Source organism: Shigella dysenteriae, assembly GCF_022354085.1.
In the GTDB taxonomy this organism is placed as follows: domain Bacteria; phylum Pseudomonadota; class Gammaproteobacteria; order Enterobacterales; family Enterobacteriaceae; genus Escherichia; species Escherichia coli.
This window is the reverse complement of record NZ_CP055055.1, coordinates 2,375,306-2,396,805: the sequence shown is the minus strand read 5'-3', so window position 1 is coordinate 2,396,805 and position 21,500 is coordinate 2,375,306. Positions and strand designations below refer to the sequence as shown.

14 protein-coding genes and 1 pseudogene are annotated in these 21,500 nt (G+C 45.4%); 14 read left to right on the top strand and 1 reads right to left on the bottom strand.

The window, feature by feature from the left end:
• The first annotated feature begins 249 nt into the window (after positions 1-249).
• From HUZ68_RS11410 to HUZ68_RS11390, 5 genes are all read left to right on the top strand, one after another.
• Entirely contained in the window at positions 250-5,670 is a 5,421-nt protein-coding gene (locus HUZ68_RS11410; RefSeq protein WP_239594208.1) for an ECSE_1600 family autotransporter, read from the top strand.
• 210 nt (positions 5,671-5,880) lie between these two features.
• The gene (hipB, locus tag HUZ68_RS11405; RefSeq protein ID WP_001613070.1) at positions 5,881-6,147 is read left to right on the top strand and encodes a type II toxin-antitoxin system antitoxin HipB; all 267 of its coding nucleotides are present in this window, start codon (positions 5,881-5,883) and stop codon (positions 6,145-6,147) included.
• Entirely contained in the window at positions 6,147-7,469 is a 1,323-nt protein-coding gene (gene hipA, locus HUZ68_RS11400; protein ID WP_033815613.1) for a type II toxin-antitoxin system serine/threonine protein kinase toxin HipA, read from the top strand. Before hipB ends, hipA begins: the two co-directional genes overlap by 1 nt.
• A 225-nt stretch (positions 7,470-7,694) precedes the next feature.
• Positions 7,695-8,693 carry a nucleotidyltransferase family protein gene (locus HUZ68_RS11395; protein ID WP_001610306.1) on the top strand — a complete coding sequence of 333 codons (999 nt, stop codon included), beginning with the start codon at positions 7,695-7,697 and terminating at the stop codon, positions 8,691-8,693.
• Positions 8,694-8,696: 3 nt separating this feature from the next.
• Entirely contained in the window at positions 8,697-9,614 is a 918-nt protein-coding gene (locus tag HUZ68_RS11390) for an S-4TM family putative pore-forming effector (RefSeq protein WP_001610307.1), read from the top strand.
• A gap of 30 nt (positions 9,615-9,644) precedes the next feature.
• On the opposite strand, the gene HUZ68_RS11385 is transcribed toward HUZ68_RS11390, so the two are convergent.
• Complete coding sequence (locus tag HUZ68_RS11385) at positions 9,645-11,048, bottom strand: ISNCY family transposase (RefSeq protein WP_001610308.1); 1,404 nt, start codon at positions 11,046-11,048, stop codon at positions 9,645-9,647.
• 268 nt (positions 11,049-11,316) lie between these two features.
• On the opposite strand from HUZ68_RS11385, the pseudogene HUZ68_RS11380 reads away from it, so the two are divergent.
• The 9 genes and pseudogenes from HUZ68_RS11380 to safA all read left to right on the top strand — a co-directional run.
• Positions 11,317-11,586 (top strand): annotated as a pseudogene (locus tag HUZ68_RS11380) (helix-turn-helix domain-containing protein); the annotation flags it as partial.
• Between the two features lie 433 nt (positions 11,587-12,019).
• On the top strand, positions 12,020-12,583 hold the full coding sequence (gene fimA, locus HUZ68_RS11375; RefSeq protein ID WP_001296758.1) for a type 1 fimbrial major subunit FimA: 564 nt from the start codon (positions 12,020-12,022) through the stop codon (positions 12,581-12,583).
• 360 nt (positions 12,584-12,943) lie between these two features.
• Positions 12,944-13,654: a fimbria/pilus periplasmic chaperone gene (locus tag HUZ68_RS11370; protein WP_001383189.1), complete on the top strand. Its 711-nt coding sequence runs from the start codon at positions 12,944-12,946 to the stop codon at positions 13,652-13,654.
• Positions 13,655-13,695: 41 nt separating this feature from the next.
• Entirely contained in the window at positions 13,696-16,347 is a 2,652-nt protein-coding gene (locus HUZ68_RS11365; RefSeq protein WP_239594206.1) for a fimbria/pilus outer membrane usher protein, read from the top strand.
• Between the two features lie 13 nt (positions 16,348-16,360).
• Entirely contained in the window at positions 16,361-16,891 is a 531-nt protein-coding gene (gene fimF, locus HUZ68_RS11360; RefSeq protein WP_000876784.1) for a type 1 fimbrial adaptor subunit FimF, read from the top strand.
• Positions 16,892-16,903: 12 nt separating this feature from the next.
• Complete coding sequence (fimG, locus tag HUZ68_RS11355; RefSeq protein WP_000825452.1) at positions 16,904-17,407, top strand: type 1 fimbrial minor subunit FimG; 504 nt, start codon at positions 16,904-16,906, stop codon at positions 17,405-17,407.
• A gap of 59 nt (positions 17,408-17,466) precedes the next feature.
• A complete protein-coding gene (locus tag HUZ68_RS11350; RefSeq protein ID WP_000520683.1) occupies positions 17,467-18,381 on the top strand; it encodes a fimbrial protein in 915 nt (304 codons plus the stop codon).
• A 333-nt stretch (positions 18,382-18,714) separates the two neighbouring features.
• Positions 18,715-20,994, top strand: coding sequence for an acid resistance putative oxidoreductase YdeP (gene ydeP, locus HUZ68_RS11345; protein ID WP_164476536.1), 2,280 nt, complete (start codon positions 18,715-18,717; stop codon positions 20,992-20,994).
• A gap of 247 nt (positions 20,995-21,241) precedes the next feature.
• The gene (gene safA, locus HUZ68_RS11340) at positions 21,242-21,439 is read left to right on the top strand and encodes a two-component system connector SafA (RefSeq protein WP_000543389.1); all 198 of its coding nucleotides are present in this window, start codon (positions 21,242-21,244) and stop codon (positions 21,437-21,439) included.
• Positions 21,440-21,500: the final 61 nt, after the last annotated feature.

The window sequence follows — 21,500 nt, the reverse complement described above, 5'->3', positions numbered from 1 at the left end:
TAATTTTCCTATTGAAAGAAACAGTTTTCTTATTAAGCAACAATAACTCATAGTTCATTTTTAAATAAAATAAGAACTATGCAATTTTTAATCTATCAATTCGAAAGCATTAGCAAATTAGCCAAATTGACACCTTCCCACCTCCAACTAACACTCAATACAGACCTCTGACAATTTAATAAGTTTCATTTTTAATGTCTGGCGACTCATCTCTTTCGTGGCTGTATTGTTTGTATATGGAGCGTTTATATGAATAGAATCTATCGCGTGATATGGAATTGCACTCTACAGGTATTTCAGGCCTGCTCGGAATTAACTCGCAGGGTAGGTAAAACATCAACGGTTAATTTGCGAAAATCCTCTGGACTGACAACGAAATTCAGTAGATTGACGCTGGGTGTTTTGCTGGCACTAAGCGGTTCAGTGTCTGGTGCGAGTCTGGAAGTTGATAATGGTCAGATTACCAATATTGATACTGATGTTGCTTATGATGCCTACCTGGTTGGCTGGTATGGCACTGGAGTGCTTAATATTTTGGCTGGCGGTAATGCCTCCTTAACCACTATTACTACCAGCGTCATTGGCGGTAATGAGGATTCGGAGGGTACCGTTAATGTTTTGGGTGGCACCTGGCGATTGTATGATAGCGGAAATAATGCAAGGCCTTTAAATGTGGGTCAATCCGGAACGGGGACGCTGAATATTAAACAGAAGGGTCACGTCGATGGAGGCTATTTAAGATTAGGTACTCAAGCTGCAGGCGTCGGGACGGTTAATGTTGAAGGAGAGGACTCGGTTTTGACGACCGAATTATTCGAAATAGGGAGTTACGGTACGGGCTCATTAAATATTACGGATAAGGGTTACGTCACGAGTTCAATAGTCGCCATTTTAGGATATCAAGCGAACAGTAATGGTAAGGTTGTCGTTGAAAAGGGTGGCGAGTGGCTAATAAAAAATAATGATTCCTCAATTGAATTTCAAATTGGTAATCAAGGAACTGGGGAGGCGACTATTCGCGAGGGTGGGCTGATTACGGCTGAAAATACGATTATCGGTGGCAATGCCACCGGTGTCGGAACCCTGAATGTGCAGGATCAAGACTCTGTCATCACGGTACGCAGACTCTATAATGGATATTTCGGTAATGGCGCAGTCAATATTTCCAATAATGGACTAATTAATAACAAAGAATATTCATTGGTGGGCGTTCAGGACGGTTCCCACGGTGTCGTCAACGTGACCGATAAAGGGCATTGGAATTTCCTCGGAACGGGCGAAGCTTTCCGCTATATCTATATCGGTGATGCTGGCGACGGTGAACTTAATGTCTCGAGTGAAGGCAAAGTAGATTCGGGAATTATCACTGCGGGGATGAAAGAAACAGGCACAGGCAACATTACTGTTAAGGATAAGAACTCCGTTATCACTAATCTCGGAACTAATCTTGGTTATGACGGCCATGGCGAAATGAATATCAGTAATCAGGGGCTTGTTGTCAGCAACGGAGGAAGTTCACTCGGTTATGGAGAAACCGGCGTCGGGAAGGTTAGCATCACCACGGGGGGGATGTGGGAGGTCAATAAGAATGTCTATACCACCATTGGTGTTGCGGGCGTCGGAAACCTCAATATTAGCGATGGCGGTAAGTTTGTATCGCAAAATATTACTTTTTTGGGCGATAAAGCAAGCGGTATCGGCACACTGAACCTGATGGATGCGACATCATCGTTCGATACTGTGGGTATCAATGTCGGTAATTTTGGTAGCGGTATCGTAAATGTCAGTAATGGTGCCACCCTTAATTCAACGGGCTATGGATTTATCGGAGGAAATGCCTCCGGTAAGGGGATAGTTAATATTTCAACGGATAGTCTCTGGAATTTAAAGACATCATCTACTAACGCCCAATTGCTACAGGTCGGTGTATTAGGCACGGGTGAACTGAATATTACCACCGGAGGTATAGTTAAAGCGCGTGATACACAGATAGCTCTCAATGACAAAAGCAAGGGCGACGTGAGGTTGGATGGGCAGAACTCTCTTCTTGAAACATTCAATATGTACGTAGGGACATCTGGTACGGGTACGTTAACCCTGACGAATAGCGGCACGCTGAATGTCGAAGGTGGAGAAGTTTACTTAGGTGTTTTTGAACCTGCTGTAGGAACGCTAAACATTGGTGCAGCTCACGGTGAGGCGGCGGCAGATGCCGGATTTATCACCAACGCGACGAAAGTAGAGTTTGGCTCTGGCGAAGGTGTTTTTGTCTTTAATCATACTAATAACAGTGATGCCGGCTACCAGGTCGATATGCTGATTACAGGTGACGATAAAGACGGAAAAGTGATCCATGATGCAGGCCATACGGTGTTCAATGCAGGGAATACTTATAGCGGTAAAACGCTGGTCAATGACGGCCTCCTGACCATTGCGTCTCATACGGCAGATGGGGTAACGGGCATGGGGTCGAGTGAAGTAACCATTGCAAACCCCGGTACGCTCGACATTCTCGCATCAACGAACAGTGCAGGAGATTACACGCTGACCAATGCGCTCAAAGGCGATGGCTTGATGCGAGTGCAGCTGTCATCCTCCGACAAGATGTTTGGCTTTACCCATGCAACAGGGACTGAATTCGCCGGTGTTGCCCAACTGAAAAACAGTACCTTCACTTTGGAACGCGACAACACCGCAGCGCTTACTCACGCGATGTTGCAGTCTGACATTGAAAATACCACATCGGTAAAAGTTGGAGAGCAATCCATTGGTGGACTGGCCATGAATGGAGGTACCCTCATTTTCGATACGGATATTCCTGCTGCGACGCTCGCGGAGGGATATATCAGCGTCGATACGCTGGTTGTCGGCGCGGGTGACTACACCTGGAAAGGCCGTAACTATCAGGTAAACGGGACGGGCGACGTGCTTATCGACGTGCCTAAACCGTGGAATGATCCTATGGCGAATAACCCTCTGACGACGCTCAATTTGCTGGAACACGATGATAACCATGTCGGCGTTCAACTGGTGAAGGCGCAAACGGTTATTGGGTCGGGTGGCTCATTAACGTTACGTGATTTACAGGGCGACGAGGTGGAAGCGGACAAAACGTTACACATTGCGCAAAACGGAACGGTGGTCGCCGAGGGTGATTATGGATTCCGCCTCACGACCGCACCAGGTGATGGTTTGTACGTTAACTATGGGCTGAAAGCGCTGAACATCCATGGAGGGCAAAAGCTGACGTTAGCCGAACATGGCGGAGCCTATGGCGCAACGGCCGATATGTCGGCAAAAATCGGTGGTGAAGGGGATCTGGCAATCAATACGGTGCGACAGGTTTCGCTTTCCAACGGTCAGAACGACTATCAGGGGGCAACCTACGTTCAGATGGGGACATTACGTACCGATGCGGATGGCGCGCTGGGCAACACCCGGGAACTGAACATCAGCAACGCAGCCATCGTCGATCTTAATGGATCGACGCAGACGGTAGAGACATTCACCGGGCAGATGGGTTCGACTGTTTTGTTCAAAGAAGGGTCGCTGACGGTAAATAAAGGTGGGATCAGTCAGGGTGAACTGACAGGTGGCGGAAACCTGAATGTTACAGGGGGAACGCTGGCTATCGAGGGGCTTAATGCACGCTACAATGCGTTAACCAGCGTTAGCCCAAATGCGGAAGTCAGCCTCGATAATACGCAGGGGTTAGGCAGAGGAAATATTGCCAATGACGGTCTGTTAACGCTAAAAAACGTGACTGGCGAACTGCGTAATAGCATAAGCGGGAAGGGTATCGTGAGCGCAACCGCCAGGACAGATGTAGAGCTGGATGGCGATAATAGCCGCTTTGTGGGGCAATTCAACATTGATACAGGCAGCGCGCTCAGAGTCAACGAGCAGAAAAACCTGGGTGATGCTTCCGTTATCAATAATGGCCTGCTCACCATCTCCACTGAGCGTAGCTGGGCGATGACGCACAGTATCAGCGGTAGCGGTGATGTGACAAAACTGGGTACCGGGATCCTGACTCTTAACAACGATTCCGCGGCGTATCAGGGTACGACGGATATCGTGGGTGGTGAAATTGCTTTCGGTTCCGACTCTGCCCTTAATATGGCAAGTCAGCACATTAATATCCATAACAGCGGTGTGATGTCGGGAAATGTCACCACTGCAGGTGATGTGAACGTTATGCCAGGGGGGACACTGCGTGTCGCTAAAACCACAATCGGCGGCAACCTGGAGAATGGCGGCACGGTTCAAATGAACACTGAAGGAGGAAAACCGGGGAATGTACTGACCGTTAACGGCAACTATACCGGAAACAATGGCCTGATGACGTTCAACGCGACGCTGGGCGGCGATAATTCACCCACCGATAAGATGAACGTGAAAGGCGATACCCAAGGGAACACTCGCGTTCGGGTTGATAACATTGGCGGCGTCGGTGCGCAAACGGTCAACGGTATTGAACTCATTGAGGTTGGCGGTAATTCTGCAGGTAACTTCGCGCTGACCACCGGAACTGTCGAAGCTGGGGCTTACGTCTACACGCTGGCTAAAGGGAAGGGGAATGACGAGAAAAACTGGTATCTGACCAGTAAATGGGACGGCGTAACGCCAGCGGATACACCCGATCCCATCAATAATCCCCCTGTTGTGGATCCGGAAGGCCCATCAGTTTATCGTCCGGAGGCCGGAAGCTATATCAGCAACATTGCCGCAGCCAACTCGCTGTTTAGCCATCGCTTACACGACCGTCTGGGTGAGCCGCAATATACAGATTCACTGCATTCTCAGGATTCAGCAAGCAGTATGTGGATGCGTCATGTCGGGGGGCACGAACGTTCCAGTGCCGGAGACGGCCAGCTAAATACTCAGGCTAACCGCTATGTATTGCAGCTAGGCGGCGATTTGGCGCAGTGGAGTAGCAACGCGCAGGATCGCTGGCATCTTGGCGTGATGGCAGGCTACGCCAATCAGCACAGTAATACTCAGAGTAATCGTGTGGGTTATAAATCGGATGGGCGCATCAGCGGTTACAGCGCTGGGCTGTACGCGACCTGGTATCAGAACGATGCGAATAAGACCGGCGCTTATGTTGACAGCTGGGCGCTGTATAACTGGTTTGATAACAGCGTCAGTTCTGATAACCGTTCTGCTGACGACTATGATTCTCGCGGTGTGACGGCCTCTGTTGAGGGTGGGTATACCTTTGAAGCGGGAACATGTAGCGGCAGCGAAGGGACGCTGAATACCTGGTACGTCCAGCCACAGGCGCAAATCACCTGGATGGGTGTGAAAGATTCTGACCATGCCCGGAAAGACGGAACGCGCATTGAAACGGAAGGCGACGGAAACGTGCAAACGCGACTTGGGGTGAAAACCTACCTGAATAGCCATCACCAGCGTGACGATGGTAAACAGCGTGAGTTCCAGCCTTACATTGAAGCGAACTGGATCAACAATAGCAAAGTCTACGCCGTGAAGATGAATGGTCAAACCGTAAGCCGTGATGGTGCGCGTAATCTCGGTGAAGTACGTACCGGGGTTGAGGCGAAAGTAAATAACAACCTTAGCCTGTGGGGGAATGTCGGTGTGCAACTAGGTGATAAAGGCTATAGCGATACTCAGGGCATGCTGGGAGTGAAATATAGCTGGTAAACAGTATAAGCCGCATGTCGAGATGGCATGCGGCTTAATATTGCCAACTTCAAAAGGCTTTTAAAGCCTCCCTTTTATCCGCGATCGCGGATATCTCAGCGTTTATCCCGTACAGCGGATAAGATGTGTTTCCAGATTGACTTTATCCTCACTAAAGGATAAAACTGATAATATCCCCTTAAGCGGATAAATTTGCTGTGGACGTATGACATGATGAGCTTTCAGAAGATCTATAGCCCAACGCAATTAGCGAATGCAATGAAACTGGTTCGCCAGCAAAATGGCTGGACGCAGAGCGAGCTGGCGAAAAAAATCGGCATTAAGCAGGCGACGATTTCCAATTTCGAAAACAACCCTGACAATACCTCGCTCACGACATTTTTTAAGATTTTACAGTCGCTTGAACTCTCAATGACGCTATGCGACACGAAAAATGCCTCGCCAGAATCAACAGAACAGCAAGATCTGGAGTGGTAATGCCCAAACTAGTCACTTGGATGAACAACCAGCGGGTAGGCGAGTTAACGAAGTTAGCCAACGGCGCGCACACCTTTAAGTATGCACCGGAGTGGTTAGCCAGCCGTTATGCCAGACCGTTGTCACTTTCGCTGCCATTGCAGAGGGGGAATATCACCTCTGATGCCGTATTTAACTTCTTCGATAACTTGTTACCCGATAGCCCGATTGTACGTGACCGGATCGTTAAACGTTATCATGCCAAATCCAGACAACCGTTTGATTTATTGTCAGAAATAGGGCGAGACAGCGTTGGTGCCGTGACGTTAATACCCGAAGACGAAACCGTAACGCGTCCGATAATGGCATGGGAAAAGCTTACTGAAGCCAGACTTGAAGAAGTATTAACGGCTTATAAAGCAGATATCCCGCTAGGCATGATTAGAGAAGAAAATGACTTTCGCATCTCGGTTGCTGGCGCGCAGGAGAAGACAGCGCTGCTCAGAATAGGCAATGACTGGTGCATTCCGAAAGGAATAACGCCGACGACGCACATCATTAAATTACCGATTGGCGAAATCAGGCAGCCCAATGCGACGCTCGATCTCAGCCAAAGCGTTGATAATGAGTATTACTGTCTGCTGCTGGCGAAAGAACTTGGGTTGAATGTTCCGGACGCAGAAATCATTAAAGCGGGAAATGTGCGCGCGTTAGCGGTCGAACGTTTTGACAGGCGTTGGAATGCTGAGCGAACGGTTTTACTTCGCTTGCCACAGGAGGATATGTGTCAGACATTCGGTTTACCTTCATCGGTGAAATATGAATCAGATGGAGGCCCAGGCATCGCGCGGATCATGGCTTTTTTGATGGGGTCCAGCGAGGCGCTGAAAGATCGCTATGATTTTATGAAATTCCAGGTCTTTCAGTGGTTGATTGGCGCAACGGATGGCCATGCAAAAAACTTCTCCGTATTTATTCAGGCTGGCGGCAGTTATCGACTCACGCCATTTTATGACATCATTTCAGCATTTCCGGTCCTTGGCGGTACGGGGATACACATCAGCGATCTCAAACTGGCAATGGGACTTAACGCATCCAAAGGCAAAAAAACGGCAATCGATAAAATTTATCCGCGACATTTTTTGGCGACAGCAAAGGTGCTGAGATTCCCGGAAGTGCAGATGCATGAAATCCTGAGTGACTTTGCCAGAATGATTCCGGCAGCACTGGATAACGTGAAGACTTCATTACCGACAGATTTTCCAGAGAACGTGGTGACGGCAGTTGAAACCAATGTGTTGAGGTTGCACGGTCGGTTAAGCCGAGAATACGGTATTAAGTAAGAGTAAGATATGGGGTTTGGTCGTTGTTAATGAGCAGGACAATCATGACCGCCAACGACTAGATTCTCCCTTGGTTTATGTTTGTCAAGGCCAAGTTCAGATGTCCGGAGCAGGGCAAAGTTCAAATGTCCTCCAATACTCAGTAGATTGCAGAAGTAAATTCATGTGGAGACAGCCTATAACCTAATGGTAAAATTAGATTTTAGCTGTTAGAAGAGGGATGCTATGGCTCTTACGGTGACTGCTGCGTTTAACGAGTTTCAGCGCAATATTGTAAATCTAGATAGCTCTCAGACTGATCGAGCCAGAGCCAGTAGAGATTGGTTATTGGGCAGAATGAACACTTTTCCAAATAATGATGTTTATTTCCCCATAATATACCCTGATATACATACAGGTTTTGGTTCTTTTGCTAGACGCACAAAAATCCGCCCTTTAGATGATATAGATCTTATGTTTGGTCTCGATGGTGATGATTGTGTATACAGCGAGAGTGATGGAAAAATAATAATCACTGCGCGTGAAGGAACCGTTCGCTTAAAATACTATAAGCATGATGGCACAAATTTTATTAACTCTAGAAAAATAATAAACAGTTTTATCTCAAGCCTAAATCAAATTCCGCAGTATGATAAGGCTGATGTAAAAAGAAATCAGGAAGCAGCTACTCTGAAGCTAAAATCCTATGACTGGAATTTTGATATAGTTCCTGCATTCATTACTACTCCAGATTCATTTGGCAAGACATATTATTTAATACCAGATGGGAATGGTCATTGGAAGAAGACAGATCCACGAATTGACAAGCAAAAAGTTACTGATCTTAATGTTAAGCTCTCAGGAAACATGTTAAATGTCATTCGTGTAATAAAATATTGGCAAAAACGTCCGACCATGCCTTCAATGAGTAGTTACTTGTTAGAGACAATGCTACTTAACTACTTCAACGGTCGATCAGAATGTTATCAATGGGTCGATTTAGAGATTGTCAATGTTTTAGGTTACTTAGCCTCTGCTATATTTAGTCCAGTGTACGATCACAAAGGCATACAAGGAAACATAAACAACCTTAGTGATGATGATAAATTAAAGATATCTATTCGCTGTTATCTTGACCAAGGAAAAGCAACGGAAGCCCGTAATTACGAAAGCCAAAATAACCACAGAGCGTCCATTAACAAATGGCAGGATGTTTTTGGTGTCAACTTCCCATCATACGGATGAAAAATGAGTCAAATATTTTTGCGCCAAAATGATAGTAAAAACATTGAGTTACTAATGGCAATGAGGCGGACTTACTCACAGGTTAAATTTGTTAACTGGGTAGTGTTTTTTCTTAGTGTCGTAATGTCTGTCGCTATTGTAATATTTACTACAGTGATAAAGAAAATGGGGCTATTCCCTCATTTGACTATAGCTCCTTATCTCGGTTATTACGGTATAATCGTGTTGGTCATCACAATTATTTTTTCCACAATGATTTCCTCAATGAAAAAATGTGCAGCCACTATTCAGGAAATGTTTGACTGTGATGTCTTACACATTCCATGGAGTGAATTAAAAGTAGGGAAGCCGGTTGGCAGAGAAAATGTCTTTAAGGCTTCAAGGTATTACAAAAAAAGAAACAAAAATGATGAATTTATCAACTGGTATCTAAATAAAGATTACGATGCTAATGAAAACGTATTGGCATTATTATGCCATGCGAAAAATTTTGGCTGGGATAAGGCACAGCGCGATGTAATGAGCAAAATATATTTTACCACTATGTTACTTTCCTTTTTGGTACTCCTTGCATATGGTTTATGGTCTAAATCCTCGTTGGAAGATTTTTTGTTTTATATTGTTTTCATGCTCCCGTTTTTTAGACATGTGATAATGTTATACGTTGAAAACAACAAATCTATTAATCGAATTATGCGTGTTAAAGATTTTATTGAGAAAAAAATACAGAATATAAAGATAAGTGGCATTATAAACGATGACATCTTATCTCATGATTTAAGATCGATTCAGGATGAGGTTTATGCCCATCGATCGACCTCGAATCCTGTGCCCAATTGTCTCCACAGATTCATGCGGAAGAATAATGAGGCTATTTATGATGATTATTTTGAAGAGAACTTGAAAATTTTACCCCGATAGTTAATATACCCGGAGTTATCCTCCGGGTTTTCATATCTGTTTCTTACCAAATATTTCTTCAGATCGTGACTGAAGTTTTACCAGTGCATTGAACATATCGTCCTCATCCAGTGAACGCTGTGATTTCTTCGTCGTGGGGGCTTTTCGCCTGCGTGAAGGGCCGTCACCGGATGGCACTGATTGTGACCGGTTATTATCCCGTTCGGCCTGCACAAGTTGCGCCATCTCCAGCGCACGGCCAAGACGTTTATTGTCCACAATGGCACCCTGATCGATTTCAGACAGTTTGTCATAGGTGGAGTAGGGAAGTGATACGCCATTAAGCCGGAGCTCTTTATGTCCGTCAGGGTAATGCCAGACATCAATGTATTTACCAATCGCCCGACGACTGAACTCATTGTCTTCAATGAGGTAAAGCACTTTGTCGTACTGCACAGTGAGTGATTTCGACACGCGGCGGGCTTCACGCCAAGTAAACACCATATCAAGATCATCATCGACATCCAGTTCCCGATGAACATCGAACTCCTGGCGAGGCGCTTTTGAAAAACGTCGGTTGTAATCGTTCATGAACTCTTCGGCAAATGCGTTAGCAGATTCCATTGTGCTGATGCCCTGAAGCCTGAGTTCCTTGACCAGTCTGTCCTGAAGGGTTAGATGCGCCCGCTCAACACGACCTTTTGCTGCGCTGGTTTCTGCACAGATGGTTTGAATGTTCAGTTCGTGCATCGCACGTCCAAACTGCGTTTCGCCTTCGCCGCCAGTGGCATTTTTATTGTTGATCCTGAAGACACTGGCTTTGTCGCTATAGAGCGCCAGTGGCTTACCATGCATTTCAATATAGCCCCGTGTCGCTTCAAAATAGGTGAAAGTCGATTCAGATTTTACGAAACGAAGCTGCATCAGACGACTGGTGGCGTCATCAACGTAAACCAGTGCTGTACACTTGGGTCCCCGGTTTTCAAACCAGTGATGGTCGCAGCCGTCAATTTGTATGAGTTCACCGGCACAGGCACGTCGGTAACGCGGCTGCTGGATTTTTGGCGCACGTTGCTTACGTGGAACCCAAAGACTGGCCTGAGTCATCAACTTACGAACCGTTTCTTTGGAAATATGAACGCCGTGAACCTCAGCCAGTTTTTCACAGGCCAGAGTCGGACCGAAATCGTTATAGCGTTCGCGAATAATATTCAGCGCGTATGCGGCCAGTCCCTGAGGCAGCTGATTATTGCTGGATTTACCACGACGGCGGCTGGTCATGCCAAGCGGACCATCTTCACGATAACGCGCAAGCAGACGACGGCACTGGCGGTCGGAGATACCAAGCCGCTGCGCTGCCATCTGTGTTGTCAGACGCCGGTCGATGACGTCCTGAATAATCTTGAGTCGGTTAACTTCATCCAAAGTGAAAAACTCCGCTGCGAGAGCCGTCATGGTAATCCTTACTTGATTATACACGCCGGACATCTTAACTTAGCCCAAGGCGGACATTACAACTTTGCTGTTACAATGTTAGTGCGCATAATGTATATTATGTTAAATCGCATCTGAGTGATACGAAGTGATTTTCCGGTAGTCGTTATTCGTTCAGGATTCCAGAACTTAAGCCTCTCCTCTTTCATAATTGGCCTGTGCATGCCGGATATAGGCTGGCTGGTATGCAGATTTGCCGTTTGCCGCATCTTCCCAGCGTTGAAGACTCAAGCTGGCAAACCGCGTGCAAATGAGCACTCCCTCTTTCCATCAACACTTCAGGCAGCTTGCGGGAATGAGTCCACTACGGTATCAGAAATGGCTACGTCTCAATGAAGTCAGGCGAACGATGCTGAATGAACATTACGATGTCACCACAGCAGCCTATGCTGTCGGTTACGAAAGCTTATCCCATTTCAGCCGGGAATATTTGCGGATGTTTGGAGAGTCACCTAAGAGAGATATTACCAGGTTAAGAAAGTCTGTCGGTCAGCTTTAATAAACCCTGCACTTATCTGTTTAGAGCAATTCGGTGTTAGTTACACCAGGCAAACATTAACTATAGCTAATGATTTTTAGCCATATAAACCATTAGTAGCCCTTGACCTTTCCTGACACTTCCCTTGTTCGCAATAATATTCTGTTTAGTCACGGTTTATAAATAACATGCATAATGAAATCGTCATGTTATTTAGCGACATAAAATGTTTTTGCAAATACTCTCTTCAACAAGTGCAGCAATAAACTTGTTGTGATTAGGTGTCCTTGTGATTTAAAGATATTATCGTTCTTCGTGAAATGTAATAACCCTGGAAACTATATTCTCAGGGCAACAACCAATCAAGAATGATTCTTGTTTTATAAGCAATAACAGAATGACTTAATTGTTAACTCTCTTTATTCAGCTACTTAAATATAAATTTTGGAGAATTATGAAACTCAAACATGTTGGTATGATTGTCGTTTCTGTGTTGGCGATGTCGTCTGCTGCGGTAAGCGCAGCCGAGGGTGATGAATCAGTAACGACCACTGTTAATGGCGGTGTTATTCATTTTAAAGGTGAAGTGGTAAATGCCGCTTGTGCGATTGATTCAGAATCAATGAACCAAACGGTTGAGCTGGGTCAGGTTCGTTCTTCTCGCCTGGCTAAAGCGGGTGACCTCAGCTCCGCCGTTGGCTTCAATATCAAGCTGAATGATTGTGATACCAATGTTTCCAGTAATGCAGCTGTTGCATTCCTGGGTACTACTGTCACCAGTAATGACGATACGTTAGCGCTGCAGAGTTCAGCGGCAGGCTCTGCCCAAAATGTCGGTATCCAAATTTTGGACCGTACGGGTGAGGTATTAATACTTGATGGTGCCACTTTTAGCGCTAAAACTGACTTGATTGATGGCACGAATATACTGCCGTTCCAGGCTCGTTATATTGCACTCGGGCAGTCCGTAGCTGGTACTGCAAACGCAGATGCGACCTTCAAAGTTCAATATCTATAATTCAATCTTAAGGTGGCTATACGTCATCTGAAATTGAAACAGGGTGTGTGTGGCATGGCTACGCACACCCGAGCAATTCACCAATGTGAATCTCATTATTAATGAGGAGTAGTTTGTATTTGGAGCGCTATGAAAAATCACATAATATCTAAACTATCAATAAACAACAGTAGTTAAACTTACTGTTATTTAAAATATTTACTTTGTAGCAAGGTTTTCCTATTAAAAGAGAACCAACATTTATTACAAACGCATTAAGTCTGGAAACCCGGCGACTCGCCAATGTATTAGCAACATTTACCGATTGTCTGATGTAACGGTTTTCCCGCTTATCCTCTTAACACATGGAGAATGCATCAGATGCAAACTACGCGTACCCCCTACTCTATTTCCTTTATGGCGACAGTGTTACTTTTATTGCTCTTTGCTTGCCATAGCACCGTTGCCAACGCAGCTGTCGCACTGGGTGCGACTCGGGTAATTTATCCGGCAAACCAGAAACAGGTTTTATTGCCTGTCACGAATAATGATCCTGCCAGTGTCTATCTCATTCAGTCATGGATAGAAAATGCAGGTGACCAAAAAGACACCCAGTTTGTCATTACCCCACCGCTTTTTTCCATGCAAGGTAAAAAAGAGAATACGCTGCGGATAATCAACGCCACTAATCATCAGTTACCAGGCGACCGTGAAAGCCTGTTCTGGGTGAATGTTAAAGCTATTCCTGCTATGGAAAAAGACCAGAAGAATGAGAATACATTACAGCTGGCAATTATTAGCCGCATAAAAATGTTTTATCGCCCCACGAACCTGGCAATGGCACCTGAAGAAGCGCCTGCAATGCTTCGGTTTCGTCGCAGCGGTAGCAAACTCACTCTTATTAATCCAACGCCCTACTTCATTACCGTAACAAATATGAAAGCAGGAAATAGCAATCTCCCAAACACCATGGTGCCGCCAAAAGATGAAGTATCGGTGGATATCCCGCATGCTGCCACCGGGGATATCAGTTTTCAGACGATCAATGATTACGGTGCATTAACTCCGCGTATTAAGGCAACCATGCAGTAAGCCAGTGACCTAATTAATAATAAACTCAATCGGAATTAATAATGACAGCCTTTCGTGCCGCATTTAAGGCATATCGTATGCATCAGGTGTTACTACTGCCTCGCTTTGCACGGCTTACCATTGCCCTTAGCTTAGCAACTGCGGTATTTCCCGTTGACGCAGAGTATTATTTTAATCCACGGTTTTTAAGCAATGATCTTGCTGAATCTGTCGATTTATCCGCCTTTACTAAGGGACGCGAGGCACCACCTGGTACATATCTGGTCGACATTTATTTGAACGACGAATTTATGACTAGTCGGGATATTACTTTTATTGCAGATGATAATAACGCAGATCTCATCCCATGCCTGAGTACAGATCTTCTTGTCAGTCTTGGCATAAAAAAATCTGCGTTATTGGACAATAAGGAACATTCGGCAGAAAAACATGTGCCGGACAACAGCGAATGCACACCACTTCAGGATCGTTTGGCTGACGCATCAACTGAGTTTGATGTTGGTCAGCAACATTTGTCACTCTCCGTTCCGCAAATTTATGTTGGCAGAATGGCTCGCGGCTATGTTTCTCCTGATCTGTGGGAAGAAGGAATAGATGCAGGGCTTCTAAACTATAGTTTTAATGGTAATTCTATTAATAATCGTAGTAACCATAATGCAGGAAAATCCAACTATGCATATTTGAATTTACAGAGTGGCATCAACATTGGTAGTTGGCGACTGCGCGATAACTCAACGTGGAGTTATAACAGTGGGAGTAGCAATTCATCTGACAGCAATAAATGGCAGCATATCAATACGTCGGCTGAACGTGACATTATTCCGTTACGCTCACGGTTAACGGTAGGTGATAGTTATACCGATGGCGATATTTTTGATAGTGTGAACTTTCGTGGCCTCAAAATAAATTCAACAGAAGCGATGTTGCCCGATAGCCAACATGGTTTCGCTCCGGTGATTCATGGTATTGCCCGTGGCACCGCACAAGTGAGTGTAAAACAGAACGGATACGATGTTTATCAGACTACTGTTCCACCCGGCCCTTTTACTATTGATGATATCAACTCTGCGGCCAATGGTGGTGATCTGCAAGTAACCATAAAAGAGGCAGACGGCAGTATTCAGACATTATATGTTCCTTATTCGTCTGTTCCGGTTCTCCAACGTGCTGGATATACGCGTTATGCGCTTGCCATGGGGGAATATCGTAGTGGAAATAACCTGCAAAGCTCCCCCAAGTTCATACAAGGTAGCTTGATGCATGGACTGGAAGGAAACTGGACACCTTATGGCGGAATGCAAATTGCAGAAGATTATCAGGCCTTCAACCTTGGCATTGGTAAAGATTTAGGACTTTTTGGTGCCTTTTCTTTCGATATCACGCAGGCCAATACGACACTTGCAGATGGCACCCGTCACAGCGGGCAATCGGTTAAATCCGTCTACAGCAAATCCTTCTACCAGACAGGAACCAATATCCAGGTCGCAGGATATCGCTATTCTACGCAAGGTTTTTATAACTTATCCGACAGTGCCTACAGTCGAATGAGTGGTTACACCGTCAAGCCTCCTACCGGAGACAGCAATGAGCAGACACAATTTATTGATTATTTTAATCTGTTCTACAGTAAGCGTGGTCAGGAACAAATAAGCATCTCTCAGCAGCTTGAAAATTACGGTACGACATTTTTCAGTGCCAGTCGCCAAAGTTACTGGAACACGTCACGCAGCGACCAGCAAATATCATTTGGATTAAATGTGCCGTTTGGTGATATTACGACTTCGCTGAATTACAGCTATTCCAATAATATATGGCAAAACGATCGGGATCATTTACTCGCTTTTACGCTTAATGTTCCCTTTAGTCATTGGATGCGTACAGACAGTCAGTCGGCATTTCGTAATTCAAATGCCAGTTACAGTATGTCAAACGATTTGAAAGGCGGCATGACCAACCTATCAGGGGTTTATGGCACTCTGCTGCCGGATAATAACCTGAATTATAGCGTTCAGGTCGGTAACACCCAAGGGGGTAATACATCGTCTGGCACCAGTGGTTACAGTTCTCTTAATTATCGTGGAACTTACGGTAATACGAATGTCGGTTACAGTCGGAGTGGTGACAGCAGCCAGATTTATTACGGAATGAGTGGTGGGATTATTGCTCATGCTGATGGCATCACCTTTGGACAGCCGCTGGGCGACACAATGGTTCTGGTTAAGGCTCCTGGCGCTGATAATGTCAAAATAGAGAACCAGACCGGAATTCATACCGACTGGCGTGGCTATGCAATATTACCATTTGCGACAGAATATAGAGAAAATCGTGTCGCTCTTAACGCGAATTCCCTTGCAGATAATGTTGAACTGGATGAAACCGTAGTCACTGTCATCCCAACTCACGGTGCTATTGCCAGAGCAACATTTAATGCACAAATCGGCGGGAAAGTATTAATGACGTTGAAGTACGGTAATAAGAGCGTTCCATTCGGTGCAATTGTCACACACGGAGAGAATAAAAATGGCAGCATTGTCGCAGAAAACGGTCAGGTTTATCTGACTGGACTTCCACAGTCAGGGAAATTACAGGTTTCATGGGGCAAAGATAAAAACTCAAACTGTATTGTCGAGTACAAGCTTCCTGAAGTCTCTCCTGGAACCTTGCTGAACCAGCAGACAGCAATCTGTCGCTAAGGAACAATAGATTATGAAATACAATAACGTTATTTTCCTCGGTTTATGTCTGGGGTTAACCACCTATTCTGCTTTATCCGCAGATAGCGTTATTAAAATTAGCGGGCGCGTCCTCGATTATGGCTGCACAGTCTCATCGGATTCGCTTAATTTTACCGTAGATCTCCAAAAAAACAGTGCCAGACAATTTCCAACGACCGGTAGCACAAGTCCAGCCGTCCCTTTTCAGATTACGTTAAGTGAATGCAGCAAAGGGACAACGGGGGTTCGGGTTGCATTTAACGGTATTGAGGATGCAGAAAATAATACTCTGTTGAAACTGGATGAGGGAAGCAATACGGCCTCCGGTTTAGGTATAGAAATACTGGACGGAAATATGCGTCCGGTGAAACTGAATGACCTTCATGCCGGGATGCAGTGGATCCCACTGGTACCAGAACAGAACAATATTTTGCCTTACTCCGCTCGTCTGAAGTCAACTCAGAAGTCCGTCAATCCGGGACTGGTGAGGGCTTCGGCAACCTTTACCCTTGAATTTCAATAATCAGAGTCAGATATGAAAAGACTTCACAAGAGGTTCCTGTTAGCTACGTTTTGCGCGTTATTCACAGCAACTCTCCAGGCCGCCGATGTCACTATCACTGTTAATGGTCGGGTAGTCGCTAAACCCTGCACTATTCAAACCAAAGAAGCTAACGTTAATCTCGGGGATCTTTATACGCGCAATCTGCAACAACCTGGTTCTGCATCTGGCTGGCACAATATTACTTTGTCATTAACCGATTGTCCGGTTGAAACAAGTGCAGTGACGGCAATCGTGACAGGTTCAACTGACAATACGGGTTATTACAAAAATGAAGGTACTGCCGAAAATATTCAGATAGAGCTGAGGGATGACCAGGATGCTGCGTTAAAAAATGGCGATAGCAAAACGGTTATTGTTGATGAGATCACTCGTAATGCACAGTTTCCACTTAAGGCAAGAGCTATCACGGTGAATGGAAACGCAAGCCAGGGAACGATCGAGGCGCTAATCAATGTGATCTACACCTGGCAATAACGTCGATTCGATTTTCTTAGCCTTCTTTTTAAATCAATTTTTTAACCTTAGGATATATCATGGGTAAAACAATCAGTATAAAGGTCCTGTTCGGTATTTATCTTCTATTAATGGCAGGCAAAGTTTTTGCCTTCAGTTGTAATGTCGATGGCGGGTCAAGTATTGGAGCTGGTACAACCTCTGTTTATGTTAATCTCGACCCTGTAATACAGCCGGGCCAGAATCTGGTTGTAGACTTGTCTCAGCATATAAGTTGCTGGAATGATTACGGCGGCTGGTACGACACTGATCATATAAACCTGGTACAAGGCTCAGCTTTCGCAGGCTCTCTACAGTCATATAAAGGATCGCTGTACTGGAATAATGTGACCTACCCCTTCCCGTTGACGACAAATACCAACGTATTGGATATTGGTGATAAGACACCGATGCCATTACCGTTAAAACTCTATATTACCCCAGTCGGGGCGGCCGGTGGAGTTGTCATAAAAGCCGGGGAAGTTATTGCCCGTATTCATATGTATAAAATTGCCACGTTAGGAAGCGGAAATCCGCGTAATTTTACGTGGAATATTATTTCAAATAACAGTGTTGTTATGCCAACAGGCGGCTGCACTGTTGATAGTCGTAATGTCACCGTGAATCTCCCGGACTTTCCTGGAAGCGCAGAAATCCCCCTTGGCGTATATTGCTCAAGTGAACAAAAGCTCTCATTTTATCTTTCGGGTGCCACCACTGACAGTGCCCGACAAGTGTTTGCTAACACAGCACCAGATGCAACAAAAGCATCGGGAGTGGGTGTCTCTCTGATGCGTAATGGAAAAATACTGGCTACGGGAGAAAATGTCTCCTTGGGGACAGTAAATAAAAGCAAAGTACCTCTGGGTTTAAGCGCAACCTATGGACAAACAGGGAACAAAGTTTCAGCCGGAACCGTCCAGTCAGTCATTGGTGTCACTTTTATCTATGAATAATTGTGATTTTGACCTTAGTCTATGCGCTCCATTCACGAAAATTGCGCGGATAATTATTTTGTGAAAGCTATTATCCTACACCTGTAAGAAAATCCGCGCACAATTGAAGCCAGAGTCTTATTTTTTATATTAAAAAATATGTTAATTTAAACACTATGAGAGATGATGCTTACCTTATCGTATTTAATCTATTGTTTAACGATAATAGATTAAAAATAGAAAGAGAGTAGTCCCCTACTCTTATATATCCATGTTGGCGATAATCCCTTTGTATGTACTGTGCATCATCGCTATTACAAATCCTAATAATTCATTTCCACACAGGATAAGTAGATGAAGAAAAAAATTGAATCCTACCAGGGTGCTGCCGGTGGTTGGGGTGCTGTTAAATCCGTAGCGAATGCAGTACGTAAGCAGATGGATATACGCCAGGATGTTATCGCCATGTTTGACATGAATAAGCCAGAGGGCTTTGACTGTCCGGGTTGTGCATGGCCAGATCCTAAGCACAGTGCGTCATTCGACATTTGTGAAAACGGCGCAAAAGCAATCGCCTGGGAAGTCACGGATAAGCAGGTAAATGCCTCTTTCTTTGCTGAGAATACGGTTCAATCATTACTTACCTGGGGAGACCACGAGCTTGAGGCTGCGGGGCGTCTCACTCAGCCTTTGAAATATGATGCCGTCAGCGACTGTTACAAGCCATTAAGCTGGCAACAAGCTTTCGACGAAATTGGCGAACGCCTTCAAAGCTATAGTGATCCCAATCAGGTTGAATTCTATACTTCGGGCCGCACTTCCAATGAAGCTGCCTTTCTTTATCAGCTTTTTGCCCGTGAATACGGGAGCAATAACTTTCCCGACTGCTCCAACATGTGCCATGAACCGACAAGCGTGGGTTTGGCAGCGAGTATCGGTGTAGGTAAAGGGACCGTGTTGCTGGAAGACTTTGAGAAATGCGATTTAGTCATTTGCATTGGGCATAACCCTGGTACAAACCACCCTCGCATGTTGACTTCGTTGCGCGCTTTAGTGAAACGGGGAGCGAAAATGATCGCCATCAATCCTCTACAGGAACGTGGCCTGGAGCGATTTACCGCACCGCAAAACCCGTTTGAAATGCTGACGAACTCTGAGACTCAGTTGGCCAGTGCCTACTATAACGTGCGCATTGGTGGCGATATGGCGTTGCTCAAGGGGATGATGCGCCTGTTAATTGAGCGCGATGATGCTGCAAGCGCCGCAGGTCGGCCCTCATTGCTGGATGACGAATTTATACAAACGCATACCGTCGGCTTTGACGAGCTACGCCGTGACGTTCTCAATTCCGAGTGGAAAGATATCGAACGTATTTCTGGACTAAGTCAGACTCAAATCGCCGAACTGGCTGATGCATATGCCGCTGCCGAACGCACCATTATCTGTTACGGAATGGGGATCACTCAGCACGAACATGGTACCCAGAATGTACAGCAACTGGTCAATCTGCTGTTGATGAAAGGTAACATTGGCAAGCCTGGTGCGGGTATCTGCCCACTACGAGGTCACTCTAATGTACAGGGCGACCGAACCGTCGGTATCACCGAGAAACCGTCTGCAGAGTTTCTGGCTCGCCTGGGTGAGCGCTATGGCTTCACACCACCTCAAGCACCTGGACATGCTGCAATTGCCAGCATGCAAGCAATATGTACAGGGCAGGCTCGAGCATTGATCTGCATGGGGGGCAACTTTGCACTGGCAATGCCAGATCGGGAAGCGAGCGCTGTACCGCTAACGCAATTAGATTTGGCGGTACACGTAGCCACTAAGCTTAACCGCTCTCATCTGCTGACCGCACGGCATAGCTATATTCTGCCGGTTCTGGGGCGTAGCGAGATTGACATGCAAAAAAACGGTGCGCAGGCGGTAACCGTTGAGGATTCAATGTCGATGATTCATGCCTCGCGTGGCGTGTTAAAACCCGCCGGTGTAATGCTGAAATCAGAGTGTGCAGTGGTCGCGGGAATCGCACAGGCAGCACTACCCCAGAGCGTGGTAGCCTGGGAGTATCTGGTGGAAGATTATGATCGCATTCGCAACGACATTGAAGCTGTGCTGCCAGAGTTCGCCGACTATAACCAGCGCATCCGCCATCCCGGTGGTTTTCACCTGATAAATGCCGCTGCTGAAAGGCGCTGGATGACGCCGTCAGGTAAGGCTAATTTCATTACCAGCAAAGGGCTGTTAGAAGATCCCTCTTCAGCGTTTAACAGTAAGCTGGTCATGGCGACAGTACGCAGCCACGATCAGTACAACACGACGATTTATGGTATGGATGATCGCTATCGAGGGGTATTCGGTCAACGAGATGTGGTCTTTATGAGTGCTAAACAAGCTAAAATTTGCCGTGTAAAAAACGGCGAAAGAGTTAATCTTATTGCGCTTACGCCAGACGGTAAGCGCAGCTCACGCCGCATGGATAGATTAAAAGTGGTCATTTACCCTATGGCTGACCGCTCGCTGGTGACCTATTTTCCAGAATCGAATCACATGCTAACACTTGATAACCACGATCCATTAAGTGGCATTCCTGGCTATAAAAGTATTCCGGTTGAATTAGAACCATCAAATTAATGCCCCTTCTCATTTCTTCTGCTGTCATCCGCACAGCAGAAGAATTCCTCATTGACTATTATCGCGCAATTTGCTCACATGGATTAAATTAAACTACATACTATAAGATATAAACTTCTGCCTACAGCTGTAAGAAACTCCGCTCAGTACTGAAGCACCAGTCCTATTTCCTCTTTTCTCCAGCCTGTTATATTAAGCATACTGATTAACGATTTTTAACGTTATCCGCTAAATAAACATATTTGAAATGCATGCGACCACAGTGAAAAACAAAATCACGCAAAGAGACAACTATAAAGAAATCATGTCTGTAATTGTGGTTGTCTTATTACTGACCCTTACGTTGATAGCCATTTTTTCGGCAATTGATCAGCTGGGCATTTCAGAAATGGGTCGCATTGCAAGAGATCTTACACATTTCATTATCAATAGTTTGCAAGACTGAAAATAAACAGCAAATTATAAATATGAAATGTTAAAAAAGTATCGATAAAAACTTTATTGTT

Excerpts from the sequence above, each read along its gene's own strand:
- HUZ68_RS11370 (WP_001383189.1), top strand. The coding sequence starts at position 12,944 with ATGCAAACTACGCGTACCCCCTACTCTATTTCCTTTATGGCGACAGTG.
- HUZ68_RS11390 (WP_001610307.1), top strand. The coding sequence starts at position 8,697 with ATGAGTCAAATATTTTTGCGCCAAAATGATAGTAAAAACATTGAGTTA.
- HUZ68_RS11365 (WP_239594206.1), top strand. The coding sequence starts at position 13,696 with ATGACAGCCTTTCGTGCCGCATTTAAGGCATATCGTATGCATCAGGTG.
- HUZ68_RS11395 (WP_001610306.1), top strand. The coding sequence starts at position 7,695 with ATGGCTCTTACGGTGACTGCTGCGTTTAACGAGTTTCAGCGCAATATT.
- fimA (WP_001296758.1), top strand. The coding sequence starts at position 12,020 with ATGAAACTCAAACATGTTGGTATGATTGTCGTTTCTGTGTTGGCGATG.
- fimF (WP_000876784.1), top strand. The coding sequence starts at position 16,361 with ATGAAATACAATAACGTTATTTTCCTCGGTTTATGTCTGGGGTTAACC.
- hipB (WP_001613070.1), top strand. The coding sequence starts at position 5,881 with ATGATGAGCTTTCAGAAGATCTATAGCCCAACGCAATTAGCGAATGCA.
- ydeP (WP_164476536.1), top strand. The coding sequence starts at position 18,715 with ATGAAGAAAAAAATTGAATCCTACCAGGGTGCTGCCGGTGGTTGGGGT.
- safA (WP_000543389.1), top strand. The coding sequence starts at position 21,242 with ATGCATGCGACCACAGTGAAAAACAAAATCACGCAAAGAGACAACTAT.
- hipA (WP_033815613.1), top strand. The coding sequence starts at position 6,147 with ATGCCCAAACTAGTCACTTGGATGAACAACCAGCGGGTAGGCGAGTTA.
- HUZ68_RS11410 (WP_239594208.1), top strand. The coding sequence starts at position 250 with ATGAATAGAATCTATCGCGTGATATGGAATTGCACTCTACAGGTATTT.
- HUZ68_RS11350 (WP_000520683.1), top strand. The coding sequence starts at position 17,467 with ATGGGTAAAACAATCAGTATAAAGGTCCTGTTCGGTATTTATCTTCTA.
- fimG (WP_000825452.1), top strand. The coding sequence starts at position 16,904 with ATGAAAAGACTTCACAAGAGGTTCCTGTTAGCTACGTTTTGCGCGTTA.
- HUZ68_RS11385 (WP_001610308.1), bottom strand. The coding sequence starts at position 11,048 with ATGACGGCTCTCGCAGCGGAGTTTTTCACTTTGGATGAAGTTAACCGA.